The organism is Microlunatus panaciterrae, from assembly GCF_016907535.1.
In the GTDB taxonomy this organism is placed as follows: Bacteria; Actinomycetota; Actinomycetes; order Propionibacteriales; family Propionibacteriaceae; genus Microlunatus; species Microlunatus panaciterrae.
The window spans coordinates 2,444,475-2,463,905 of the sequence record NZ_JAFBCF010000001.1 but is presented as its reverse complement, the minus strand read 5'-3'; the positions used below and the strand labels follow the sequence as shown (position 1 = coordinate 2,463,905).

Below are 19,431 nucleotides of genomic sequence, written 5' to 3'. Positions count from 1 at the left end.
AGGCCGATGTTGCATGCTTCCTAACACGTGTTAGGCGATCTGACACTTCGCAGTACAGAGATTCGTACTCACAGAGGAGTAGCCGCATGGCAGACATCTCTCGCCGAGCCCTGTTGGGCCTGCTCGGTGCCGGCGCCCTCGGCGTCGCGGCGTCCGGAAAGAGGCTGACGGCACGCGACATCCCCGGCCGCAACACCGACGCGCTCAACATCGCCATCCTCGGCACCGCCCAGGACGCCGAGGCGCGGCAGAACCTGGTGCGGGCCTTCAACGCCAGGCACCCGGACATCCCGGTCCGGGTCCAGGCGATCCAGGGCGCCGATTGGAGCAACTTCTTCGCCAAGATCCTCACTCTGGTCGCGGCAGGCACACCCCCGGACGTCTGCGTCGTCGCGACCGAGGGAGCCCAGCTGTTCGCCGACCGGCTGGCCCATCCGCTCGACGAGTTCGTCCGACGGGACAAGGCGGAGATCCAGGACTACTTCGACGACGTGCACCCGTCGTTGCTCGAGGCGTTCATGTACCAGGGCAGCCTGTACCAGCTCCCGATGGACTTCAACGCCGCAAACGTCTACTACAACACGGCTGCGCTGAACCGCGCCGGGCTGGAGCGGCCGAAGACCGACTGGACGCAGCACGACTTCGTCGACTACGCCCGGGCGATGCGCAAGGGCGCCACGGGCGACTTCCGTTCGTTCTTCTGGACCAACCGGCTCTGGGGCGGCGTGGTGCCGTGGCTCTACATCAACGACACCAGTTTCCTGGCCGAGTCGAAGGCCACCGGCGGCGACTGGTTCTGGCAGACGTTCTATGCCAAGGATCCGAGCTCGGCCAGCCGCAGCGGCGGCTATCAGTGGCTGGAGCCCAACGCCGAGGATCCCAAGGTGGCCGAGACGTTCGAGTACCTGCGGGCGCTGGTCGCCGAGGGGCTCGCATCCAGCCCGGCGCAGGGTGGCGGCAACGAGCTGGTGGCGCGGTTCGCGCAGGGCAAGATCGGCATGACCCCGGCCGGCGGCTTCTGGGTGCAGGGGCTCAACGAGGGCGGGATGGCCGAGGACGACTTCGACGTCTCGTTCTTCCCGAGGTGGCGCAGCCAGCGACACCAGTTCGGCGCCGCCGGCTACACCATCATGCGCACGTCCGAGCGCAAGGACGAGGCCTGGGAGTGGATCAAGTTCTGCGCCTCCAAGGAGGCGATGGCGCTGGCCATGCCGGACCCGAACACCACCCCGACGCGCCGCTCGATGGTCAACGAGGCCTTCTACTCCGGCAAGGGGCCGAAGCACTGGCAGGTCTTCTACGACACGCTGGACCGCTTCCCCACCACCGGTCCCATCCCCGCGCCGCCGCAGCAGGCAGCTGTCGAGACGGCCCTGATCAAGAACGTGCTCGGTGCCATCACCGGGCCGGCAGCAGGGGTTCCGCGCGCACTCGGAACCATGCAGCGAGACCTCGACATCGCCCTGAGGAGGAAGTCATGACCGTCACCGCCCCCACCCGGCCACAGCTCGAGCCGACCGCGGCGCCGCACGCCGTCACCGGTCGACGCGCCACCAGGGCCAGGAAACTGATGGCCGGCGCCTTCCTGGCACCGACGGTGATCGGCATCACGTTGTTCACCCTGGTCCCGATCGTCGCCTCGATCCTGCTGGCGTTCTTCCGTTGGGACATCATCTCGTCACCGAAGTTCGTCGGCGTCGACAACTTCGTGGAGATGGGCACCGACCCGACGGTGCGGGTCGCCTTCCTCAACACCATCGGCTTCGTCATCGTCGCCGTCACCCTGCAGCTTGCCGTGGCGCTGGGACTGGCCGTCTTCGTCCAGTCGAAGATGCCCAGCTGGCTGCGCACCTTCTTCCGGTCCGCACTGTTCTTCCCCTTGATCCTCTCGGCAGCCTCGGTCTCGCTGGTGATGGCCTACCTGTTCAACCAGGACTTCGGTCTGGTGAACGCGGCGCTCGCCCTGATCGGGCTGCCCGCCGTGCCGTGGCTGACCTCTCCCGGCGGCGCCATGGTGGTGGTGATCCTGGTCTACGTCTGGCAGAACTTCGGCTTCTCCTTCCTGCTGTTCGTCGGTGGCCTCGCCTCGATCCCCAAGGACGTCTATGAGGCGTCCTCCATCGACGGCGTCACCGGCTGGCGGCAGTTCCGCAACATCACCCTGCCCCTGGTCAGCCCCACCCTGCTGGTCGCCTCGGTGATGGCGATCATCAGCGCGCTGCAGATCTTCGACCAGCCGTACGTGCTGACCCGTGGCGGCCCCGGCGACTCCACCCGGACCGCAGTCATGGTGATCTTCGAGTCAGCCTTCCAGCAGCTGCAGTTCGGTCGGGCCTCCGCCATCGGCATCGTGCTCACGCTGTTGATCATGGGCGTCACCGCGCTCCAGTTCCGCCTCAGCCGCCGCTTCGTCTTCTACCAGTGAGGGCATCATGAACACCACGACACTGCAGTCGCCCGCCACCACCACCCCGTCCAGCCGGCCACCCATCGGCAGCAGCCGACGACGCGGCGTCCCCAGCCCGTCGATCATCGGCAAGATCGTGGTGCTGGCCGTCGCCACCTTCCTCACCCTCGGCCCGGTGATCTGGACGCTCTGGACCTCGCTGACCCCGCAGGTGGCCGGCACGGATCGGACCGACTTCGGCCTGAGCGCCTACCTGGACGTCTTCAACCAGGTCGACATGGCTCTGCTGGTCTGGAACAGCGCCCTGGTCACCGGACTGTGCGCCTTCGGTCAGATGTTCACCGCGGCGCTGGCCGGCTACACCTTCGCCAAGATCGACTTCCGAGGCAGCCGGGCGCTGTTCGCCATCGTGCTGGCGACGATGATGGTGCCGATGCAGGTGACGATCGTTCCGGTCTTCATGCTGATCCGGGGGATGGGGCTCTCCGACACCCTGCTGGCCCTGATCCTGCCCGCCATCCCGACCGCGTTCGGCACCTTCCTGATGCGACAGTACTTCCTTGGCCTGCCGGCCGAGCTCGCCGAGGCCGCCGCCATCGATGGCGCCAGCCCGTTCCGCACCTTCGTGTCGGTGTACGCACCGCTGGCCATGCCCGGCCTGGCGATCGTCGGGATCCTCGCCTTCAACTACCACTGGAACGAGTTCTTCCGCCCGCTGATCATGACCATCAGCGAGCAGAACTTCACCCTTCCATTGGGGCTGGTATCGCTGCAGGGCAACCTCGGTACCGGTAGCGTCTCCACTGTGTTGGCCGGCGTCGTGCTGTCGATGATCCCGGCCCTGATCGTCTTCGTCTTCGGGCAGCGACCGCTGCGTGAGGGCCTCACCGCAGGAACGAGCAAATGACCCGAACCGATCCCTCCTTCCCCGCCCTGCACGGCCGTCCGGACCGCGGTTGGCTGAACGACCCGAACGGACTCGCCTACGTGGACGGGACGTACCACGTCTTCTTCCAGTACAACCCGGACTCCCCTACCCACGCCGCCATCAAGTGGGGCCACATCTCGTCGACGGACCTGACGCATTGGCGGCAGGAGCCGATCGCCCTGGTCGATCGACCGGGCGAGCTCGACCAGTACGGCTGCTGGACCGGTTGCGTCACCGACGACCGCGGTGTCCCCACCGCCGTCTACAGCGCGGTCGCCGATAGCAGCGGTCGGTCCGAGGTCCTGCTGGCGCGCAGTGACCGGACCCTGCAGCGCTGGCACCAGGGCACCGAGTCGGTGATGGGAATGCCGGAGGACAGCGCGGTCACCGACGTCCGAGACCCGTTCCTCTTCGAGTTCCAAGGTCACCGGTACGCGATCCAGGGCGCCGGGCACAAGGAGGGTCAACCGCAGATCCTGCTCTACCGCTGCGACGACCTGACCCGGTGGACCCCGCTCGGCGCGCTGCTGACCAGCGACGACCCGGTGGCGGCGAAGTTCGCACCGGCCAACATCTGGGAGTGCCCCAACCTGGTCCCCCTCGACGACCGCTGGGTGCTGGTCACCTCACTCTGGCTGTGGATCGACGGCCAGCACCGGCTCGACGGCGTCAGGTATCTGCTCGGCGACCTGGAGAGCCACGGTGACGGGCTGCGGTTCGTGCCCAGCACCGGAGGCGTGCTGGACGCCGGGCCGACCTTCTATGCCCCCCAGCTGCTGGTCCAGTCCGGGCGCACCCTGCTGTGGGGGTGGTCGTGGGAGGACGGACGCACTCCCGAGCAAGTGGCGGCGGCCGGCTGGGCCGGGGTCCTGACCTACCCGAGGGAGCTGTTCCTGGTCGATGACACGGTCGCCTCCCGGCCAGCACCCGAGCTCGAAGGGCTCCGTCGGGAGCAGCTGCCGGTAGATCAGAGCTTCGCGGAACGCTCCTTCGAGGTGGTGTCCTCCGGCCCCGCCTCGGTCGTGTTGCTGACTGCGGAGGGTGAGCAGCTGGTGGCCGCACTCCCCCGCGGCGGTCGGGTGTTCGTCGACGGCAGCCTGGTCGAGGCGTTCCCGACCGGCGGCCTGCCGGCGACCTCGCGTACCTATCCGGACACCACGTCCTTCTGGCAGGTGCGGGCCGATATCGGCGGCGACGTGACCGTGTGGCGGCTCGGCACGGACTGACCCCCGCGTCCTCGCTAGCATGGGACCCGACATGAAGAACTCGCTGCTGAGCCTGCTGCTGGCCGTTGGTGCGATCTCGTTGAGCCTGAGCGGCCTCCAGTCGCCGGCCCGCGAGGCGGCGCCGCAGAGCGTGGTGCTGGCGGAGTCGACGAGCCCGGCCCAGCGCGCCATCACCGCAGGCGCGGATGCCTGGCGGGCCGCCTATCCGCTGATCTCAAGCATCTTCGTCGACGCGGCCACCGGCGAGATCGTGCTCAATGTCCGAGGTTCGGAGGCGGAGGCGCGAGCCGCAGCCGCCGGCGTTCGGCAGCTGGCCGCGGACACCACGTTGCGGTTCCGCGCGGTTGCGGTCGGCCAGGTGAAGCAGGCCTCCGCCCCTCACTGCCTGTGTCAGGACATCGACTCCGAGGGCAAGCTCAGCCGTTGACCCGGGAACGTCGCGGCGCTGCCACCGAGTCGCGCAGCACCGGCGGGCAGGGCAGCTTGAGGGTCACCGGCGCCGGGCGGGCTCCTCCACTCAGCTGGCTCAGCAGCATCCGCATCGACTCCTCGCCGATCTGGCGGTGCGGCAGGGCGATCGTGGTCAGCCGCGGTGCCATGCAGGGGGCGACGTTCTCGTCGTCGTCATAGCCCACCACCGACAGGTCCTCCGGTACCGCGAGCCCGAGCCGGCCGGCCGCCAGCACCACCCCGACCGCGGCTCGGTCGTTGGCGCAGAGCACGCCGGTCGGGCGCCGTGGCCCGCTCAGCACCTGGATGGCGGCCTGGTAGCCCTTGTCGATCTCCCAGCCGCTGATGATCGGCTCGGCCACCGGAAGGCCGGCCTCGGACAGCACCTGACGGTATCCCTCGATCCGGTGATGGGTTGCCTCGACGTCGGTGGTGCCGGCCAGCATGACGATGTCGGTATGGCCGGCATCGACCAGGATCTGGGCCGCCGCCCGGCCGCCGGCCAGCTCGTCGGCCGTCACGGCCGCGATCGAGCTCGCCGGGTCGAAGCAGTTCGCCAGCATCGCCGGCACCGACCGCAGCAGCTCAGGTGGGGTGTACGGCCGAAGCCCCATCGCGGCGTACAGGTAGCCGTCCACCTGGCGGTCGCGCAGGGTGATGAACGCCTCCCGCTCCCGGTCGGTGTCGTAGTGGGTGTCGACCACCAGCAGCAGGTAGCCGGCCTGGCGCGCCTGCTCGGCGGCACCCTGCAGCAGACCGCCGCCGAAAGCCGTGGTCGCGATGGCATCGGTGACGACACCGATCGTGCTGGTCCGTCGGTTGCGCAGGCTGAGCGCCACCGAGTTGGGCGTGTAGTTCAGCTTCTTGGCCGCAGCCAGGATCGCCAGCTGCTTGTCCGCGGCGATGTTGCCGTCTCCGCGTCCGTTGAGGACCAACGACACCGCACTGCGCGACACTCCCGCCAGCGTCGCGACGTCCTGCGACGTTGCCTTGCGCACCATGCGGACACTCTAACCTAACGCGAGTGAGGTCGCCCTCCGGGGATCGCCGGGCTCCGGTCAGAGCAGGTCGTGAAGAGTGATCGACTGCTCGCGGCTCGGACCAACGCCGATGCCCGAGATGCGGGCACCGCACAGCTCCTCCAGTCGCCTGACGTAGGCCTGGGTCGCCTTGGGCAGGTCAGCGAAGTCGCGGCACCCCGAGATGTCCTCGGTCCACCCGTCCAGCTCCTCGTAGATCGGGACGGCATGGTGGAAGTCGGACTGTGACATCGGCATCCGGTCATGTCTGGTCCCGTTCACGTCGTAGCCGACGCAGACTGGGATCTTCTCCCACCCGGTCAGAATGTCCAGCTTGGTCAGGAACAGGTCGGTGAAGGCGTTGGCTGCGGTGGCCGACTCGACGACCAGAGCGTCGAACCAGCCACAGCGGCGCTTGCGCCCGGTGGTGGTGCCGAACTCGGCGCCGACCTGGCGCAGCCGCTCACCGTTCTCGTCGTTCAGCTCCGTCGGCATCGGCCCCTCCCCTACGCGGGTGGTGTAGGCCTTGACGATCCCGACCGTACGGTCGATCCGGGTCGGCCCGACCCCGGTGCCGACACAGGCCCCGGCCGCGATCGGGTTGGACGAGGTGACATAGGGATAGGTGCCATGATCAACATCAAGATGGTGCGCCTGGGCCCCCTCGAACAGCACCACCTTGCCACGGTCGAGGGCATCGTTCAGGACCCGGCTGACGTCGGTGACGTGCGGCTTGATCCGGTCCGCGTGCGACAGCAGGTGTTCGGTCACCTGCACCGGGTCGAGGGCGCGACGGTTGTAGACCTTGACCAGCAGATGGTTCTTCTGCTCCAGCGAGGCCTCCACCTTCTGGCGCAGGATCGACTCGTCGAAGAGGTCCTGGATCCGGATGCCGATCCGGTTGACCTTGTCGGCATAGGCCGGGCCGACACCGCGTCCGGTGGTGCCGATCTTGGCCTTGCCGAGAAAGCGCTCGGTGACCTTGTCGATGGTCTGGTGGAAGGAGGCGATGATGTGCGCGTTGGCCGACACCAGCAGGTGTGAGGCGTCCACACCTCGGGCAGCGAGCCCCTCGATCTCCTGGAACAACACGTCCAGGTCGACGACGACGCCGTTGCCGATCACCGGAACGGTGTTGCGGTTCAGGATCCCCGAGGGAAGCAGGTGCAGGGCATAGCGTTCGCCGTTGACGACGATGGTGTGACCCGCGTTGTTGCCGCCGGAGTAGCGGACACAGAAGTCAACCCGGTCGCCGAGTTGATCGGTGGCCTTGCCCTTTCCTTCGTCGCCCCACTGTGAACCCACTATCACAATGCCCGGCATGTGATCGCCGCCTCTGCTCAAAGAGTGAAGTCCCCAGGCACTCGCCGCGGGGACTCTTGCGGCGTCACTCTACCGGGTTTCAGTGCTGCGTGCCCGATCCCGTCAGTTCGGCGTACGCGGTCTCGGAGGAGTCCCGCAGGAACTGTGCACACCGTTGCTGTTCGACGGTGTCACCGATCCGCTCGGCTGCGCGGGTGAGTGCCCACAGCGCCCGGAGGAAACCGCGGTTCGGCTCGTGCTCCCACGGGACGGGCCCGGCACCCTTCCAGCCGGCCCGGCGCAGCGCATCCAGCCCGCGGTGGTAGCCGGTCCGGGCGTACGCATAGGCGGCGACATTGCCGGCCGGGGTGTCAGGTTCCAGTGATTCCTCGGCCAGCATGGCCCAGCACAGGCAGGAGGTCGGGTGCGCCGAGACGATCTCGAGGAACCGTTCCCGGCCACCCTGGGCCAGCTCGGCGGCCGCCGGGTCCACCGGCAGCTGGGTCGGTGCAGGTCCGGCGCCGCCGGCAAGAAGGTTCTGGTGCACGTGAGGCTCGGTCATCTCCCCATCCTGCCCCATCGTGCGGTGCGCTGAACCAGCGGGAGGCGCGGCGCAGTGGAGGCGCTGAGGGTCAGACCCAGTCGATCCGCTTGAACAGCGCGTAGAGCGCCAGCGAGCCGGCGACCATGATCACCAGGTAGAGCCAGAACCCCTCCTCGGTGCCGTCCAGCGGGAACAGGACGTTCATCCCGACGAAGCCGGTCACCAGGGTCGGGACCGCGATGATCGCGGCCCAGCCGCTGAGCTTCTTCATCACCTGGTTCATCCGCAGGTCCGCGAGGGCCAGACTAGTGTCGAACACCGACGAGAGGGCCTCCCGCAGCGAGTCGGCGGCGCTGGCCACCCGGGTATGGCGCTCCTTCAGGACCGCCCACTGCCGAGAGATCCTGCCGGCCCGATCGGCGAAGCTGTCGGACACCTCGGTGACCACCGAGCGCATCGGTTCGGTGAGCCGGCGCAGCTGGGACAGCATCGAGCGCAACCGGAAGGCCCAGAGCTGCTCGTTCTTGGTCAGCGGACGTTCCTCGAACAGCGCATCGGCCAGCCGGTCGCTGGCCTCCTCGAGCCACCCGACCGCCTCCTCGTAGGAGATCACCACGCCGGTCAGCAGCACCTGCAACGCCCGTTCGACCCCGTCGGCGGAGATCTCGTCCGCGCGCGCCGCCAACCGGGCAGCGGGGTTGAAGGCTCCCGCTGCAGGGTCGGCGAGACACACGATGGCCCGCTCCGAGAGCACCATGGAGATCGGCTGCGTGATCAACTCGGCCGCGGTCGCGTCGAACGAGACCGCGCTGGTGACCAGCAACCGGTTCTGGGCCAGCTGCTCGAACTTGGTCCTCCGGTCGTCGGCGGTGAGATCGTCGATCGCGGCATCGTCGAGATCCAGCGCCCGGGCCAGGTCGTGCAGGTGACCGCCGGCCTCGCGTGGCAGGACCCACCAGGCGGCGGCGTCCTTGTCGTGCTGCAGGACGTCGGCAAGATCATCGCCGTACAGGTTGTCGGCGATGATCTTGCCCCTGGACCACACCCGACTGGTGGGAGTGGGCCGCGTCCTGTCCTGCTGGTTCACCGACTGCGACGCTGGCTCAGGCCAGCAGCGAGGTGCCGGTGCTGCGCAGGTCCTCGCAGGCGGTGACGACGCGGGCCGCCATACCGGCCTCTGCCAGCTTGCCCCAGGCACGGGGGTCGTAGGCCTTCTTGTTGCCGACCTCGCCGTCGACCTTCAGCACACCGTCGTAGTTGGTGAACATGTGACCGGCCGCCGGGCGGGTGAACGCATACTGGGTGTCGGTGTCGATGTTCATCTTGACGACGCCGTAGTCGAGGGAGGCCCGAATCTCCTCCAGGGTCGAGCCGGAGCCACCGTGGAAGACAAGGTCGAACGGGTTCTGCTTGCCGATCTCGGCACCGACGGCGTCCTGGATCTCCTTCAGCACCTCGGGACGCAGCTTCACCGCGCCGGGCTTGTAGACGCCGTGGACGTTGCCGAAGGTGAGCGCGGTGATGTAGCGACCCTTCTCGCCGGTACCGAGCACCTCAACAGTGCGGAGCCCGTCGGCGACGGTGGTGTACAGCTTCTCGTTGATCTCGTGACTGACGCCGTCCTCCTCGCCACCGACCACGCCGACCTCGATCTCGAGGATGATCCTGGCCTTCGAGGTCAGGCCCAGCAACTCCTCCGCGATGGAGAGGTTCTCCTCGACGGGAACCGCGGAGCCGTCCCACATGTGCGACTGGAACAGCGGGTTCTCACCGCGCGCGACCCGCTCGGCGGAGATCTGCAGCAGCGGCCGGACGAAGCCGTCCAGCTTGTTCTTGGGGCAGTGGTCGGTGTGCAGGGCGATGTTCACCGGGTAGTTCTTGGCCACCTCGTGGGCGTACGCAGCGAGTGCGACGGCACCGGTCACCTGGTTCTTGATGGTCGGTCCGGACGCGTACTCCCCACCACCGGTCGACACCTGAACGATGCCGTCGGAGCCTGCCTCGGCGAAGCCCTGCAGCGCCGCGTTGAGCGTCTGCGAGGAACTCACGTTGATCGCCGGGTAGGCGAACGAGTTCTGCTTGGCCTTGTCGAGCATCTCGGCGTAGACCTCGGGAGTGGCGATAGGCATGGTTGCTCTTTCTGTCGGCTGTGGATGGGAACGGGCGGACCCGACGCAGTCAGTCTCTCAAAAAGGACCGGCCCAGGGACATACCGGCCCAGGTGCTGGTCTTAGCCGGTGCTCGATGGGGATGCAGCGCAGGCGACTCAGCTGTCGAGAGCGCTGAGGTCGACACCGTGCCGGCCACCGGAGTAGGCACGCGCCACACTGTCCAGGGTCGCCGGCGGCACGTCGATGTGGTCGAAGGGCACGGACACCGGCTCGCCCGAGTGGCGGCTCAGCTGCAGCAACGGCCCTGCGAACAGCCGGCCCTTGACCGCGGCAAGCCCGCTGACCTGCTGCCAGGGCACCCGGACGCCGGCGAGCTCGACACCGGAGCGGTCGATCACCACCGCTGTGCCACTGCCCATCGCGGCGAGTTCGTTCTTCGCCATCCGGTAGCCCAGATAGCTGACCACCAGCCAGGCCACCGAAACGGCCAACATCAGGCCGTAGATGCCGAAGACGGCCGCGCCATTGAACCGACGGCCCAGAAAGATGGACAGCGCCAGCAGGACCAGCACGGTCACGCCCAGACTGACCAGTCGCGAGCGGAACCGCTGTCGGCGGCGCCTCACCTTCTGCTCGACCGGGCCCGGGTCATAGGGCACGGCCAGCTCCTCGATCGAACGCGGGCTCATGCACCCATCCTGTCAGGTCGGTCCTGCCTCAGTGGGCTTTGACCCGGGCTCCGCTCGCCGCCAGGATCGCCAGGAAGGTGTGCGCCTGCCGTGCCTGCAAAGGGCGGGGTGGCGGTCAGTTCTCTCGGGCGCCGCGTGGGGTGATGGCCATGTGAATACGGTAGCGATCGGCCCGATACCACGAGGTCGAGAGCTCGATGGCGCGCTCGCCGGCGCAGGTGACGCGTTCCTGCACCAGCAGCGGCGCGCGTTTGGCGATGCCGAGGATGCGGGCCTGGTGCGCGTCGGCCGACTCGGCCCGCACCGTCTGTTCGCCGCTGGTCACCACCACCCCGTACTCGGCGGCGAAGACGTCGTACAGCGACCCGAGCTCCCGGTTGAGCAGCCCGGGGAAGAGTGCCGAGGGGTAGTAGCCCACTTCGTAGGCCATCGGAGTGCCGTCGGCGGTCCGCAGCCGCTCGACCCGGATGACCGGGCGCCCCGGACGAATCCGCAGCGCGTACGCGACGTCGTCGTCGGCGGAGTCCTCGCTGGCCGACAGCACCACCGTCGCCGGGATCAGTCCACGATCACGCATCTCCCGCGAGAACGAGGTCAGATGCAACCGGGAGTCGACCTGTGGGCCGGTGACGTAGGTCCCCTTGCCGTGTACCCGTTCCAGGGCGCCGGCGTCCACCAGGTCGGCGATGGCCTGCCGGACCGTGACCCGGCTGACGCCGAGACGGACGACCAGGGCCCGTTCGGAGGGGATGGCGTCGCCGGGGTTCAGCTCTGCGTCGATGAGCTGCTCGAGGATGCCTCGCACCTGAGCCCGCTTGGTGGTGGCTGACCCGAGCGGCCGGTCCATCCGATAGCCCCCGAAATCGCCTCGTTCGAAGTCATACGGCAACTGGGGCTCCTCTGCGATAAGTTGACGGTCGACAAGACCAGTCCATACCAGTATGGCTGAGGGCGGTGGCGTCGACCAAACGCCCCTCCGAGCCGGCCGCCGGGCAGGGATCCGGAGGCCGCCGGGCTGCGTCGGTACCGTCGGCAACGCCCCATCGTCAGGAAGGTGACTCCGCTGTCTGAGCGCTACCCCACGAACCAGCTGCCTGCCTACGGTGCGGGTGCCCAGGACGGGCACCCCGTCGGCAACCCGTTCCTCGGCGGCGCTCCGACCTCAGGTGCGCCCGCACCGCCCGCACCCGAAGGCGGTGCCGACACGCTGTGGCTGCCGATCGCGCTCTCGGTGGTGATGAACCTGGTCAGCATTGTCGGCGTTGTGGTGTTCGGTTGGCCGGCCGGGAACATCTTCGCCCTGTTCTGGGTCGAGAACGTGATCATCGGATTCTGGAGCCTGATCAAGGTCGCCTCGGCGCGCGGTACCGGCGGGTCGGGAGTCACCAACTTCACGGTCAACGGCGTGCCGCGCCAGCCCACCTCGGCGGCCCTGGCGCCGTTCTTCTGCCTGCACTACGGGATCTTCTGCCTGGTGCACGGCGTGTTCACCAGCATCGTGGCGTTCCGCGTCGGGGTCGAGCTGAACTTCTGGTTCTTCGGTTTCCCAGCGATCCTGATCATGATCCGCTATCTGGTCGAGACGCTGACCACCTGGTTCGGTCGAGGGGGCCAGCGCGAGCGGGTCTCCCCCGGGGCGGCCATGATGGCCCCGTATCCGCGGATCATCGTGCTGCACCTGGCGGTGATCCTGGCCTTCATGGTCACCATGGGCGGCGTCGCCCACTCGGAACGTCTGGCTCAGCTCAAGGAGGCGCTGGCTCCGGTGCTCGCCCGGCTGCCGGAGGGGGCGCAAGGCGACGGCGTGCTCATCGTGCTGATCCTGATGGTGATCAAGACCATCGTCGACGTGCTGACGACCAGGAAGGCGCTCCGGGCCGGCAGGTGAGCAGGGGGCCGGTCAGCGAGCGAAGCGGAGCAGCCGCACCCCGTGCGATGCGACCTCCAGCGGCAGCACTGCGTCATCGGCGATCACCGACTCCCCCGACCAGAGGTCAACGGCACTGCCCGGGTCGACGCCGACCGAGCTGAGCGGCAGCTGGATCGTCGTCGGTGCAGCACCGGTCCAGAAGACTGCCACACTGCGGTCGGCGCCGTCGGAGCTGTCACTGACCCAAAGGACCAGGTCGCCCTCGCGGACCACCTCCCGGCCGCCCTCGGCCGTCAGCAGGGAGAGCACTCCGCGGTTGGTCAGCAGGCTGAGCGTCGCCTGGTCGTTGGACGGCAGGTCACCGCCGAACATCAACGGTGACCGGCCCAGGCACCACAGCGTCATCAGTGTCTGCTGCTCGTCCAGGGTGAGCCGGCTCATCCGGTCCTCGCCGCGTTCGGCCCGGATCCCGATCCGGCCGAGCGGCAGCATGTCGGCGTCAGCCCAGCCGCCGGGCTGCTGCAGAGCGGTCCAGCGGGCCATCCGTGTGAACTGGGCGTAAACGTCCTCCCACCGGTCCCACAGGTCCTCTGAGACGCGCCACATGACCGCGTTGGCACGGAGAAAATCCAGGTGCATGGTCGACAGGTGGGTGCCCGGCGAGAGACTGAGCGCGATGTCACGGCCGGAGCGGCGGATGGCCTCGGCGTACGCAGCGATCTCACGGTGATGGAACGGGCTGAGCATGTCGTCGGCCTTGATGAAGTCGACACCCCAGTCAGCGAACTGCCGGACCTGAGCGTCGTAGTAGGCCTGAGCGGCCGGATGATCATGGTCGAGGCCGTAGTTGTCGGGGTTCCACGGGCAGGTGGACGTCTGGTCGGCGGCGTCGCGGGCGGTGAACGAGGTGCCCTCGATCGGCAGGTCCAGCTCGACGGCCCGGCGTGGGATGCCGCGCATGATGTGCAGCCCGAAAGCGAGTCCGAGGTCGTGGATCTGTTGAGCCAGCGGCCCGAAGCCCCGGCCGTCCGCAGCCGAGGGGAACCGGTTGATGGCGGGCAGCTGCCGCCCGAACTCGTCCAGCACCACCGGAGGGTTGTCGTTGTAGCCACCCGAGCGAGCCGTCGGCTCGTACCACTGGATGTCGACCACCACATAACGCCACCCGTACGGCAGCAGGTGCTCGGCGAGGTAGCTGGCGTTGGCGAGGACCTCATCCTCGGTCACCGCCGTGCCGTAGCAGTCCCAGCTGTTCCAGCCCATCGGTGGGGTCGCGGCTCTGGCGTGGTCGAAGTTGTCGGCAGACACAGTCGGCATTCTGTCAGGTGGCGGTCGAGTCTGATCACGGCACTAGACTCACCGCCATGAGCGCTGGCCCCGGCTGGTATCCCGACCCCGGCGGCCAACGGGGCCGCTTCCGCTACTGGGACGGCCACACCTGGTCGGCGCAGACGACAGCGAACCCTGCTGCCTCCTTGTCCCCGGCTCAGCCGCCGGCGCGACGCCCTGGCCGCGGCAGCCGCGCCGGCTGGTGGGTGGCCGGCGTGGTGGCTCTCGTGGTGCTGACCATCGTCGGCGTCTTCGCGATCAGGACGGTGGCTCGGCAGGTGGTGAGCCCCACCGCGGAGCCGAGCAGCAGCAGCACGGCGACGCTCTGCCCGGATGCGAGCGAACAGACCGCCGGGCCTCAGCCGGAGGGCGGCGCCCGGGTCCGCAGCGGTCGGCTCTCCTACCCTCGGTTGCCGGCACCGTTCTCCTCGCCGAAGTGGGACAGCAGGGTGCCGTTCGGTCGCGACGTGCAGAGTCAGGATGCGACCGTCGAGACCGCCACCAACGGCGGACCCAGTTGGGTGGCGGGTGTACTGATCGCTCGGCTGCTGGCCGGGGACGGGTTCTACGGGCCGAAGCAGGGTGCCACGGTGGTGGCGGAGTGCATCACCGCCAAGTTCTACGGCGACTCCGAGGTGCACCGGGGCGACAAGAAGAACAAGGCGCTGACGATCGACGGGCACGACGCCTGGATCATCGAGTCGCATCTGACCTTCGACGTACCCGACGTGCGGACCAAGGGCGAGCTGATGATCGTTGTCGTGGTCGACGTCGGCGATGGTGAGGGCGGACTGTTCTATGCCTCGATCCCGGACACCTCGCCACAGTTCGAGCAGCCGGCCCGGGACGCGCTCGCCGGGCTGGAGGTCAGCGGCTGATCAGATCAGGGCTTCCCTCTTGTTGCGCCGCCTGGCCAGCAGATACTCGACGCCCATCGGGATGAGGGAGACCACTACGATCAGCAGCAGCACCGCATCGATGTTGTTGTGGATGAACGGGATCTGACCCAGGTAGAAGCCGAGCACGGTCACGCCGACGGCCCACAGGATCCCGCCGACGGCGGTGTAGGTGATGAACTTGCGGAAGTCCATCCGGCCGACGCCGGCCACCAGGGTGACGAAGGTGCGGATGATCGGGACGAACCTGGCCAGCACGAGCGCACGATTGCCGTACCTCTCGAAGAACACGTGCGTCTTGTCGACGTACTGCTGCTGGAAGATCTTGCCCATCAGCCCGTTGCGGGGCTTGAACAGGGGTGGCCCGATCAGCCGACCGATCCAGTAGCCGACCACGTTGCCGAGGATCGCGGCGATGGTGAGCACCACGCAGGCGAACCACAGCGGGTGGTCGATGGCCCCGATGGCGACAAACAGGCCGACCGTGAAGAGCAGCGAGTCACCGGGGAGGAGCGAGAACAGCCCGCACTCGGCGAACACGATGACCGCCACACCCCACAGCGCCCACGGACCCAGCGCCTTGATCAGGGTGTCGGGATCCAGCCACGACGGCAACAGCATCGGCGTCAGGAGCACGGCGTCGAGGATTGGGGTCACAAGGGTTGAGGGTACCGTCGCTTTCTGTGAAGTTCCTAAGCGAGGACGAGATGGCCCGGGCCGAGGAGAACGGCGTCGGGCCCCATCCCGAGCCGTGGCCGGACGACCCCCGGCTGGACCCGGAGCTGCTGGCGGCCGGCGACCGGCGCAACGTCGTGGACCGCTACCGCTACTGGAAGATGGACGAGATCATCGCCGATCTGGACCGCACCCGGCACCCGTTGCGGGTGGCGATCCAAAACTGGGAGCACGACTTCAACATCGGCTCCATGGTCCGGACCGGCAATGCTTTCAACGTCTCCGGCGTCCACATCATCGGCCGGAAACGGTGGAACCGCCGTGGGGCGATGGTCACCGACCGCTACCTGCACGTCCACCACCACCCCGACGTGGCCGACTTCGCCGACTCACTGCGCGGGGCCGGATATGCCATCGTGGGCGTCGACAACCTGGACGGTTCGGTCCCGCTGGAGCGCACCGAGCTGCCGGAGAAGGTCTGCCTGGTATTCGGCTCCGAAGGCCCCGGGCTGACCGACGAGATGGTGTCGGTCTGCGAGAAGCTGGTCGCCATTACGCAGTACGGCTCGAGCCGCTCGATCAACGCCGGCGCGGCCGCCGCCATCGCCATGTACCACTGGGCGCTGCGCTGGGCCTGACAGTGAAATCGGCTCGTCATCGCCGGCGTGGCCAGGAGCGGAGATTCGGCGCGTCAGTGAGAAGCGAAGGGGCAACCCGCGCTCGGGATCGCGATCCGACGGTCAGTGACGAGCCGATTTGTCCGTGATCGCCAGCAGCGCCTCGAGATCATCGCCGTTCGGCACCCACAGTCCAGCCGCGACGTTCTGCCCGATCTGCTCCACGGAGGTCGCGCCCGCGATCACTGAGCCGACGGTCGGCATCGAGGCGAGACCACCGATGGCGACCTGCAGCATCGTGAGGCCGCGATCGGCGGCGAACTTGTCGATCGCCTCCACCGTGTCGAAGTCGGCTGCGCCCAGCCGATCCGGCTGGTTGGCCAGCCGCGAGCCGGCCGGCGCTTCCTGGCCACGACGATATTTGCCCGTCAGCAGCCCTGATGCCAGCGGGAAGTATGGGAGCAGGCTCTGCCCGGTGTGCTCGAGAGCAGGGATGAGCTCGGCCTCGGCGCCGCGCTTCAGCCACGAGTATTCGTTCTGAGCCGAGATGAACGGCTCGTAGCCGCCGCTGGTCGCCGTCCAGTCGGCATCGATCACCTGCCAGCCGGAGAAGTTGGAGCTGCCGAGGTAGCGCACCTTCCCCTCCGTCACCAGCTCACTCAAGGCGGCGAGCGTCTCCTCGATCGGCGTGTGGGGGTCAGGCGTGTGCATCTGGTACAGGTCGATCCAGTCGGTGCCGAGGCGGCGAAGGCTGCTCTCGACGGCAAGCCGGATGTAGCGACGTGAGCCCCGCACGCCCCAGTCCGGGCCGTTGGCGCCGCGCATGTCGGAGCCGAACTTGGTCGCGATGATGACCTCACCGCGGCGAGAGCCGAGAGCCTTGCCCAGCAGAGTCTCCGATCCGCCTGCGTTGCCGTAGACGTCGGCCGTGTCGAACAGGGTGATGCCCGCGTCGATCGCGGCGCCGACCACGGCCGGGACGTCCTCGGCCGCCATCCGGCCGCCGAAGTTGTTGCAGCCCAGTCCGACGGTGGAGACCGTCAGGCCCGAGTTGCCCAGCTGCTGGTAGGTCATCTCTGACGACACGTCGTTGCTCTCCTAGCGTTGGTTCGGGTTCTGACCCTGCGGCGGCGGGCCCCACTGCTGGCCACCCTGCGGCGGGTAGGGCGGCTGCGGCTGCGACGTCTCGGGCGGCAGATAGCCACCCTGCTGCGGCGGGTTCTGCGGCTCGGGATCCTGCCCCCACGGCTGCTGCTGCGGCGGCTGGTTGTACGGCTGCTGCGGTGGCTGGTTGTACGGCTGCTGCGCCGGCTGGTTGTACTGCTGCGGCTGGTTGTACTGCTGCGCGTTGGGCAGGCCTCCGCCGTACTGCTGCACTGGCGGGTTGCTCTGCTGCTGCGGCAGCTGCCGGCCGCCCTGCTGATCGCCGCGGTAGGCGATCTCACCGAAGTTGACATCGGGAGCCTGCCGGACGGCCTGGTCCTGCACCTCGAAGTAGGTCGCCTTCTCGAAGTGGAACATGTTGGCGACGATGTTGGAGGGGACCGACTCCACCTTGGTGTTGTAGACCCGGACATTCGCGTTGTAGAACCGCCGCCCGGCGGCGATCCGGTCCTCGGTCTCGGTGAGCTGGCGCTGCAGCTCGAGGAAGTTCTGGTTGCTCTTCAGGTCGGGGTAGGCCTCGACGCTGACGATCAGGTTGCGTACGGCGCCGGACAGCTGCTCCTCGACGTCGGCACGCTGCTGGCTCGGTAGCGGGCCTTCATGCTGAGACAGGCTCTGGGCCTGGTTCCGCAGCCTGGTGACGTCCTCGAGCGTGTTGCGCTCGTGGGCCGCATAGGCACGCACCGTCTCCACCAGGTTGGGGATCAGCTCGTAACGCCGGTTCAGCTCGACATCGATCTGGCGCCAGGACTCCTGGATCAGGTTCCGGGACTTGACGAATCCGTTGTAGGCACCCATGAAGACCAGGGCGAGGACCACCACGATGACCAACAGAATGACGATGATGATGACGGCTGTAGTCATCGGCGACTCCTCAAGAGAGTGGTTCGGGCCCGCTGCGCACCAGGCCTTCTACAGACTAGTGCCTGAGAGGGTGAACGGGCTCAGGAGAGTCCGAGATCTGCCGAACTGAGCGCATAGCGGTAGGGCAGTCCGGCGGCCTCGATCCGCTCCCGGGCACCGGTGTCACGATCGACGATCACGGCCACCCCGACAACCTCAGCGCCCGCCTCCCGCAGGGCCTCGACCGCGGTCAGCGCCGAACCGCCGGTGGTGCTGGTGTCCTCGACGGCCAGCACCCTTCGGCCGGCCACCTCGGTGCCCTCGATCCTGCGTTGCAGGCCGTGCGCCTTCTCGCTCTTGCGGACCACGAAGGCATCGAGCCGTTGCCCCGAGGCTGCCGCCGAGTGCAGCATCGCGGTCGCCACCGGGTCGGCGCCGAGGGTGAGACCGCCGACAGCGTCAAACTCCCAGTCGGCGACCAGGTCACGCATCACGCGTCCGACCACAGGCGAGGCGACCCCGTCCAGGGTGACCCTGCGCAGGTCGATGTAGTAGTCGGCCTCACGGCCCGAGGACAGGGTGACCCTGCCGTGCACCACGGCCAGCTTCTTGATCAACTCGATGAGGTCGGTGAGGTCTGCTGACATGCCCTCGACCCTACCGGCCCGTTCAGGCCTTGTTCTTGGTGCTCGCCAGATGACCGAAGCCGACCGACCGGTCCGGTGACCGGAACAGGTCCTGACAGGTGGTCAGGGTGATCAACGGCTGGCTGGGTTCGGCGTCGGGCGCACCTGGCACCGGGTCGAGCACCCAGGTGTCGCTGGCGGAGACGGTGAGGTCCTTCGGCGCGACGTCGATGACATAGGTGTAAACGGCGTCTTGGGTCTCCACCACAACGTGATCACCCTTGCGCAGCTCGAGCAGCCGGGCGAAGGGCTGACCGTGGGTGACCCGATGCCCGGCGAGGGCGAAGTTGCCGACCTGCCCGGGGCCGACCGACGACAGGTAGTGCCCGACGCCGTGGGCGAGGGTGTCCAGATCCGTTCCAGCCAGGATCGGCATCTCGTACGTCGACCCGAACCGCGGGATACGCAGCAACGCGAACGCCTCGTCCGGCTGCGGCCGGGCGGGTGCCGGGGACGGCGTCGACTGAGCACCGGCCGAGAGTTGCCATTGCGCCCGCAGCTGCTGCTTCTCGTGCTCGAACGATCTGTGGGACAGCACCGAGGTGCCGACGTACTCATTACCGATCCAGCCGAGGAGGGCCAGCGCAAGTACCAGCAGCAGCGCACCCGCCACTGTGATCGGCGAGGCTCGCCGGGATCGGTGCGCAGAGTTCACCCGCCCATTGTGCCGCCTGA

21 protein-coding genes are annotated in these 19,431 nt (G+C 68.0%); 8 read left to right on the top strand and 13 right to left on the bottom strand.

Features of this window, described 5'->3' with window-relative positions; translation table 11 throughout:
• Window positions 1-86 precede the first annotated feature (86 nt).
• The 5 genes from JOE57_RS11165 to JOE57_RS11145 are packed head-to-tail and all read left to right on the top strand — an operon-like array spanning window position 87 to window position 4,988.
• Window positions 87-1,481 carry an ABC transporter substrate-binding protein gene (locus tag JOE57_RS11165; protein WP_204917971.1) on the top strand — a complete coding sequence of 465 codons (1,395 nt, stop codon included), beginning with the start codon at window positions 87-89 and terminating at the stop codon, window positions 1,479-1,481.
• On the top strand, window positions 1,478-2,425 hold the full coding sequence (locus tag JOE57_RS11160; RefSeq protein ID WP_204917969.1) for a carbohydrate ABC transporter permease: 948 nt from the start codon (window positions 1,478-1,480) through the stop codon (window positions 2,423-2,425). Before JOE57_RS11165 ends, JOE57_RS11160 begins: the two co-directional genes overlap by 4 nt.
• 7 nt (window positions 2,426-2,432) lie before the next feature.
• Window positions 2,433-3,314 (top strand): carbohydrate ABC transporter permease, encoded by an 882-nt coding sequence (locus JOE57_RS11155; protein WP_204917967.1) that lies wholly within the window; start codon window positions 2,433-2,435, stop codon window positions 3,312-3,314.
• On the top strand, window positions 3,311-4,561 hold the full coding sequence (locus JOE57_RS11150) for a glycoside hydrolase family 32 protein (protein WP_204917965.1): 1,251 nt from the start codon (window positions 3,311-3,313) through the stop codon (window positions 4,559-4,561). Before JOE57_RS11155 ends, JOE57_RS11150 begins: the two co-directional genes overlap by 4 nt.
• Before the next feature lie 31 nt (window positions 4,562-4,592).
• Complete coding sequence (locus JOE57_RS11145; RefSeq protein ID WP_204917964.1) at window positions 4,593-4,988, top strand: hypothetical protein; 396 nt, start codon at window positions 4,593-4,595, stop codon at window positions 4,986-4,988.
• Here JOE57_RS11145 and JOE57_RS11140 read toward each other — a convergent pair.
• The 7 genes from JOE57_RS11140 to JOE57_RS11110 form a co-directional block, all read right to left on the bottom strand.
• Window positions 4,978-6,012: a LacI family DNA-binding transcriptional regulator gene (locus tag JOE57_RS11140; RefSeq protein WP_204917962.1), complete on the bottom strand. Its 1,035-nt coding sequence runs from the start codon at window positions 6,010-6,012 to the stop codon at window positions 4,978-4,980. The two genes, JOE57_RS11145 and JOE57_RS11140, sit on opposite strands and share 11 nt — an antisense overlap.
• A gap of 57 nt (window positions 6,013-6,069) precedes the next feature.
• Window positions 6,070-7,353, bottom strand: a complete 1,284-nt coding sequence (locus tag JOE57_RS11135; RefSeq protein WP_204917960.1) for an adenylosuccinate synthase — start codon at window positions 7,351-7,353, stop codon at window positions 6,070-6,072.
• 79 nt (window positions 7,354-7,432) lie between these two features.
• On the bottom strand, window positions 7,433-7,894 hold the full coding sequence (locus tag JOE57_RS11130) for a DUF3151 domain-containing protein (protein WP_204917958.1): 462 nt from the start codon (window positions 7,892-7,894) through the stop codon (window positions 7,433-7,435).
• A gap of 70 nt (window positions 7,895-7,964) precedes the next feature.
• On the bottom strand, window positions 7,965-8,963 hold the full coding sequence (locus tag JOE57_RS11125; RefSeq protein WP_204917956.1) for a CorA family divalent cation transporter: 999 nt from the start codon (window positions 8,961-8,963) through the stop codon (window positions 7,965-7,967).
• A gap of 16 nt (window positions 8,964-8,979) precedes the next feature.
• Window positions 8,980-10,005: a class II fructose-bisphosphate aldolase gene (gene fbaA / locus JOE57_RS11120; RefSeq protein ID WP_204917954.1), complete on the bottom strand. Its 1,026-nt coding sequence runs from the start codon at window positions 10,003-10,005 to the stop codon at window positions 8,980-8,982.
• Between the two features lie 137 nt (window positions 10,006-10,142).
• A complete protein-coding gene (locus JOE57_RS11115) occupies window positions 10,143-10,676 on the bottom strand; it encodes a hypothetical protein (RefSeq protein ID WP_204917952.1) in 534 nt (177 codons plus the stop codon).
• Between the two features lie 115 nt (window positions 10,677-10,791).
• Window positions 10,792-11,565: a GntR family transcriptional regulator gene (locus JOE57_RS11110; protein ID WP_239578919.1), complete on the bottom strand. Its 774-nt coding sequence runs from the start codon at window positions 11,563-11,565 to the stop codon at window positions 10,792-10,794.
• Window positions 11,566-11,730: 165 nt separating this feature from the next.
• Between JOE57_RS11110 and JOE57_RS11105 the strand changes: the two genes are divergently transcribed.
• Entirely contained in the window at window positions 11,731-12,564 is an 834-nt protein-coding gene (locus JOE57_RS11105; protein ID WP_204917951.1) for a DUF6498-containing protein, read from the top strand.
• A 12-nt stretch (window positions 12,565-12,576) separates the two neighbouring features.
• Here the strand turns inward: JOE57_RS11105 and JOE57_RS11100 are convergent, their stop codons facing one another.
• Window positions 12,577-13,854 carry an alpha-galactosidase gene (locus JOE57_RS11100; RefSeq protein ID WP_338041268.1) on the bottom strand — a complete coding sequence of 426 codons (1,278 nt, stop codon included), beginning with the start codon at window positions 13,852-13,854 and terminating at the stop codon, window positions 12,577-12,579.
• A gap of 56 nt (window positions 13,855-13,910) precedes the next feature.
• Between JOE57_RS11100 and JOE57_RS11095 the strand changes: the two genes are divergently transcribed.
• Complete coding sequence (locus JOE57_RS11095) at window positions 13,911-14,753, top strand: DUF2510 domain-containing protein (protein WP_204917947.1); 843 nt, start codon at window positions 13,911-13,913, stop codon at window positions 14,751-14,753.
• Here JOE57_RS11095 and JOE57_RS11090 read toward each other — a convergent pair whose 3' ends face one another.
• Window positions 14,754-15,392: a DedA family protein gene (locus JOE57_RS11090; RefSeq protein WP_204920392.1), complete on the bottom strand. Its 639-nt coding sequence runs from the start codon at window positions 15,390-15,392 to the stop codon at window positions 14,754-14,756.
• An 86-nt stretch (window positions 15,393-15,478) separates the two neighbouring features.
• Between JOE57_RS11090 and JOE57_RS11085 the strand changes: the two genes are divergently transcribed.
• Entirely contained in the window at window positions 15,479-16,084 is a 606-nt protein-coding gene (locus JOE57_RS11085; protein WP_204920391.1) for a TrmH family RNA methyltransferase, read from the top strand.
• 102 nt (window positions 16,085-16,186) lie between these two features.
• On the opposite strand, the gene JOE57_RS11080 is transcribed toward JOE57_RS11085, so the two are convergent.
• The 4 genes from JOE57_RS11080 to JOE57_RS11065 all read right to left on the bottom strand — a co-directional run bounded on the left by JOE57_RS11080 (window position 16,187) and on the right by JOE57_RS11065 (window position 19,411).
• Window positions 16,187-17,149, bottom strand: coding sequence for an aldo/keto reductase (locus JOE57_RS11080; protein ID WP_338041267.1), 963 nt, complete (start codon window positions 17,147-17,149; stop codon window positions 16,187-16,189).
• A 12-nt stretch (window positions 17,150-17,161) separates the two neighbouring features.
• Complete coding sequence (locus JOE57_RS11075) at window positions 17,162-18,091, bottom strand: LemA family protein (RefSeq protein ID WP_239578918.1); 930 nt, start codon at window positions 18,089-18,091, stop codon at window positions 17,162-17,164.
• Window positions 18,092-18,171: 80 nt separating this feature from the next.
• Window positions 18,172-18,717 (bottom strand): orotate phosphoribosyltransferase, encoded by a 546-nt coding sequence (pyrE, locus tag JOE57_RS11070; protein WP_204917945.1) that lies wholly within the window; start codon window positions 18,715-18,717, stop codon window positions 18,172-18,174.
• A gap of 22 nt (window positions 18,718-18,739) precedes the next feature.
• Entirely contained in the window at window positions 18,740-19,411 is a 672-nt protein-coding gene (locus JOE57_RS11065; protein ID WP_204917943.1) for a class E sortase, read from the bottom strand.
• Window positions 19,412-19,431: the final 20 nt, after the last annotated feature.

Excerpts from the sequence above, each read along its gene's own strand:
- JOE57_RS11165 (WP_204917971.1), top strand. The coding sequence starts at position 87 with ATGGCAGACATCTCTCGCCGAGCCCTGTTGGGCCTGCTCGGTGCCGGC.
- JOE57_RS11160 (WP_204917969.1), top strand. The coding sequence starts at position 1,478 with ATGACCGTCACCGCCCCCACCCGGCCACAGCTCGAGCCGACCGCGGCG.
- JOE57_RS11155 (WP_204917967.1), top strand. The coding sequence starts at position 2,433 with ATGAACACCACGACACTGCAGTCGCCCGCCACCACCACCCCGTCCAGC.
- JOE57_RS11150 (WP_204917965.1), top strand. The coding sequence starts at position 3,311 with ATGACCCGAACCGATCCCTCCTTCCCCGCCCTGCACGGCCGTCCGGAC.
- JOE57_RS11145 (WP_204917964.1), top strand. The coding sequence starts at position 4,593 with ATGAAGAACTCGCTGCTGAGCCTGCTGCTGGCCGTTGGTGCGATCTCG.
- JOE57_RS11140 (WP_204917962.1), bottom strand. The coding sequence starts at position 6,012 with ATGGTGCGCAAGGCAACGTCGCAGGACGTCGCGACGCTGGCGGGAGTG.
- JOE57_RS11135 (WP_204917960.1), bottom strand. The coding sequence starts at position 7,353 with ATGCCGGGCATTGTGATAGTGGGTTCACAGTGGGGCGACGAAGGAAAG.
- JOE57_RS11130 (WP_204917958.1), bottom strand. The coding sequence starts at position 7,894 with ATGACCGAGCCTCACGTGCACCAGAACCTTCTTGCCGGCGGCGCCGGA.
- fbaA (WP_204917954.1), bottom strand. The coding sequence starts at position 10,005 with ATGCCTATCGCCACTCCCGAGGTCTACGCCGAGATGCTCGACAAGGCC.
- JOE57_RS11115 (WP_204917952.1), bottom strand. The coding sequence starts at position 10,676 with ATGAGCCCGCGTTCGATCGAGGAGCTGGCCGTGCCCTATGACCCGGGC.
- JOE57_RS11095 (WP_204917947.1), top strand. The coding sequence starts at position 13,911 with ATGAGCGCTGGCCCCGGCTGGTATCCCGACCCCGGCGGCCAACGGGGC.
- JOE57_RS11090 (WP_204920392.1), bottom strand. The coding sequence starts at position 15,392 with ATGCTGTTGCCGTCGTGGCTGGATCCCGACACCCTGATCAAGGCGCTG.
- JOE57_RS11085 (WP_204920391.1), top strand. The coding sequence starts at position 15,479 with ATGGCCCGGGCCGAGGAGAACGGCGTCGGGCCCCATCCCGAGCCGTGG.
- JOE57_RS11075 (WP_239578918.1), bottom strand. The coding sequence starts at position 18,091 with ATGACTACAGCCGTCATCATCATCGTCATTCTGTTGGTCATCGTGGTG.
- pyrE (WP_204917945.1), bottom strand. The coding sequence starts at position 18,717 with ATGTCAGCAGACCTCACCGACCTCATCGAGTTGATCAAGAAGCTGGCC.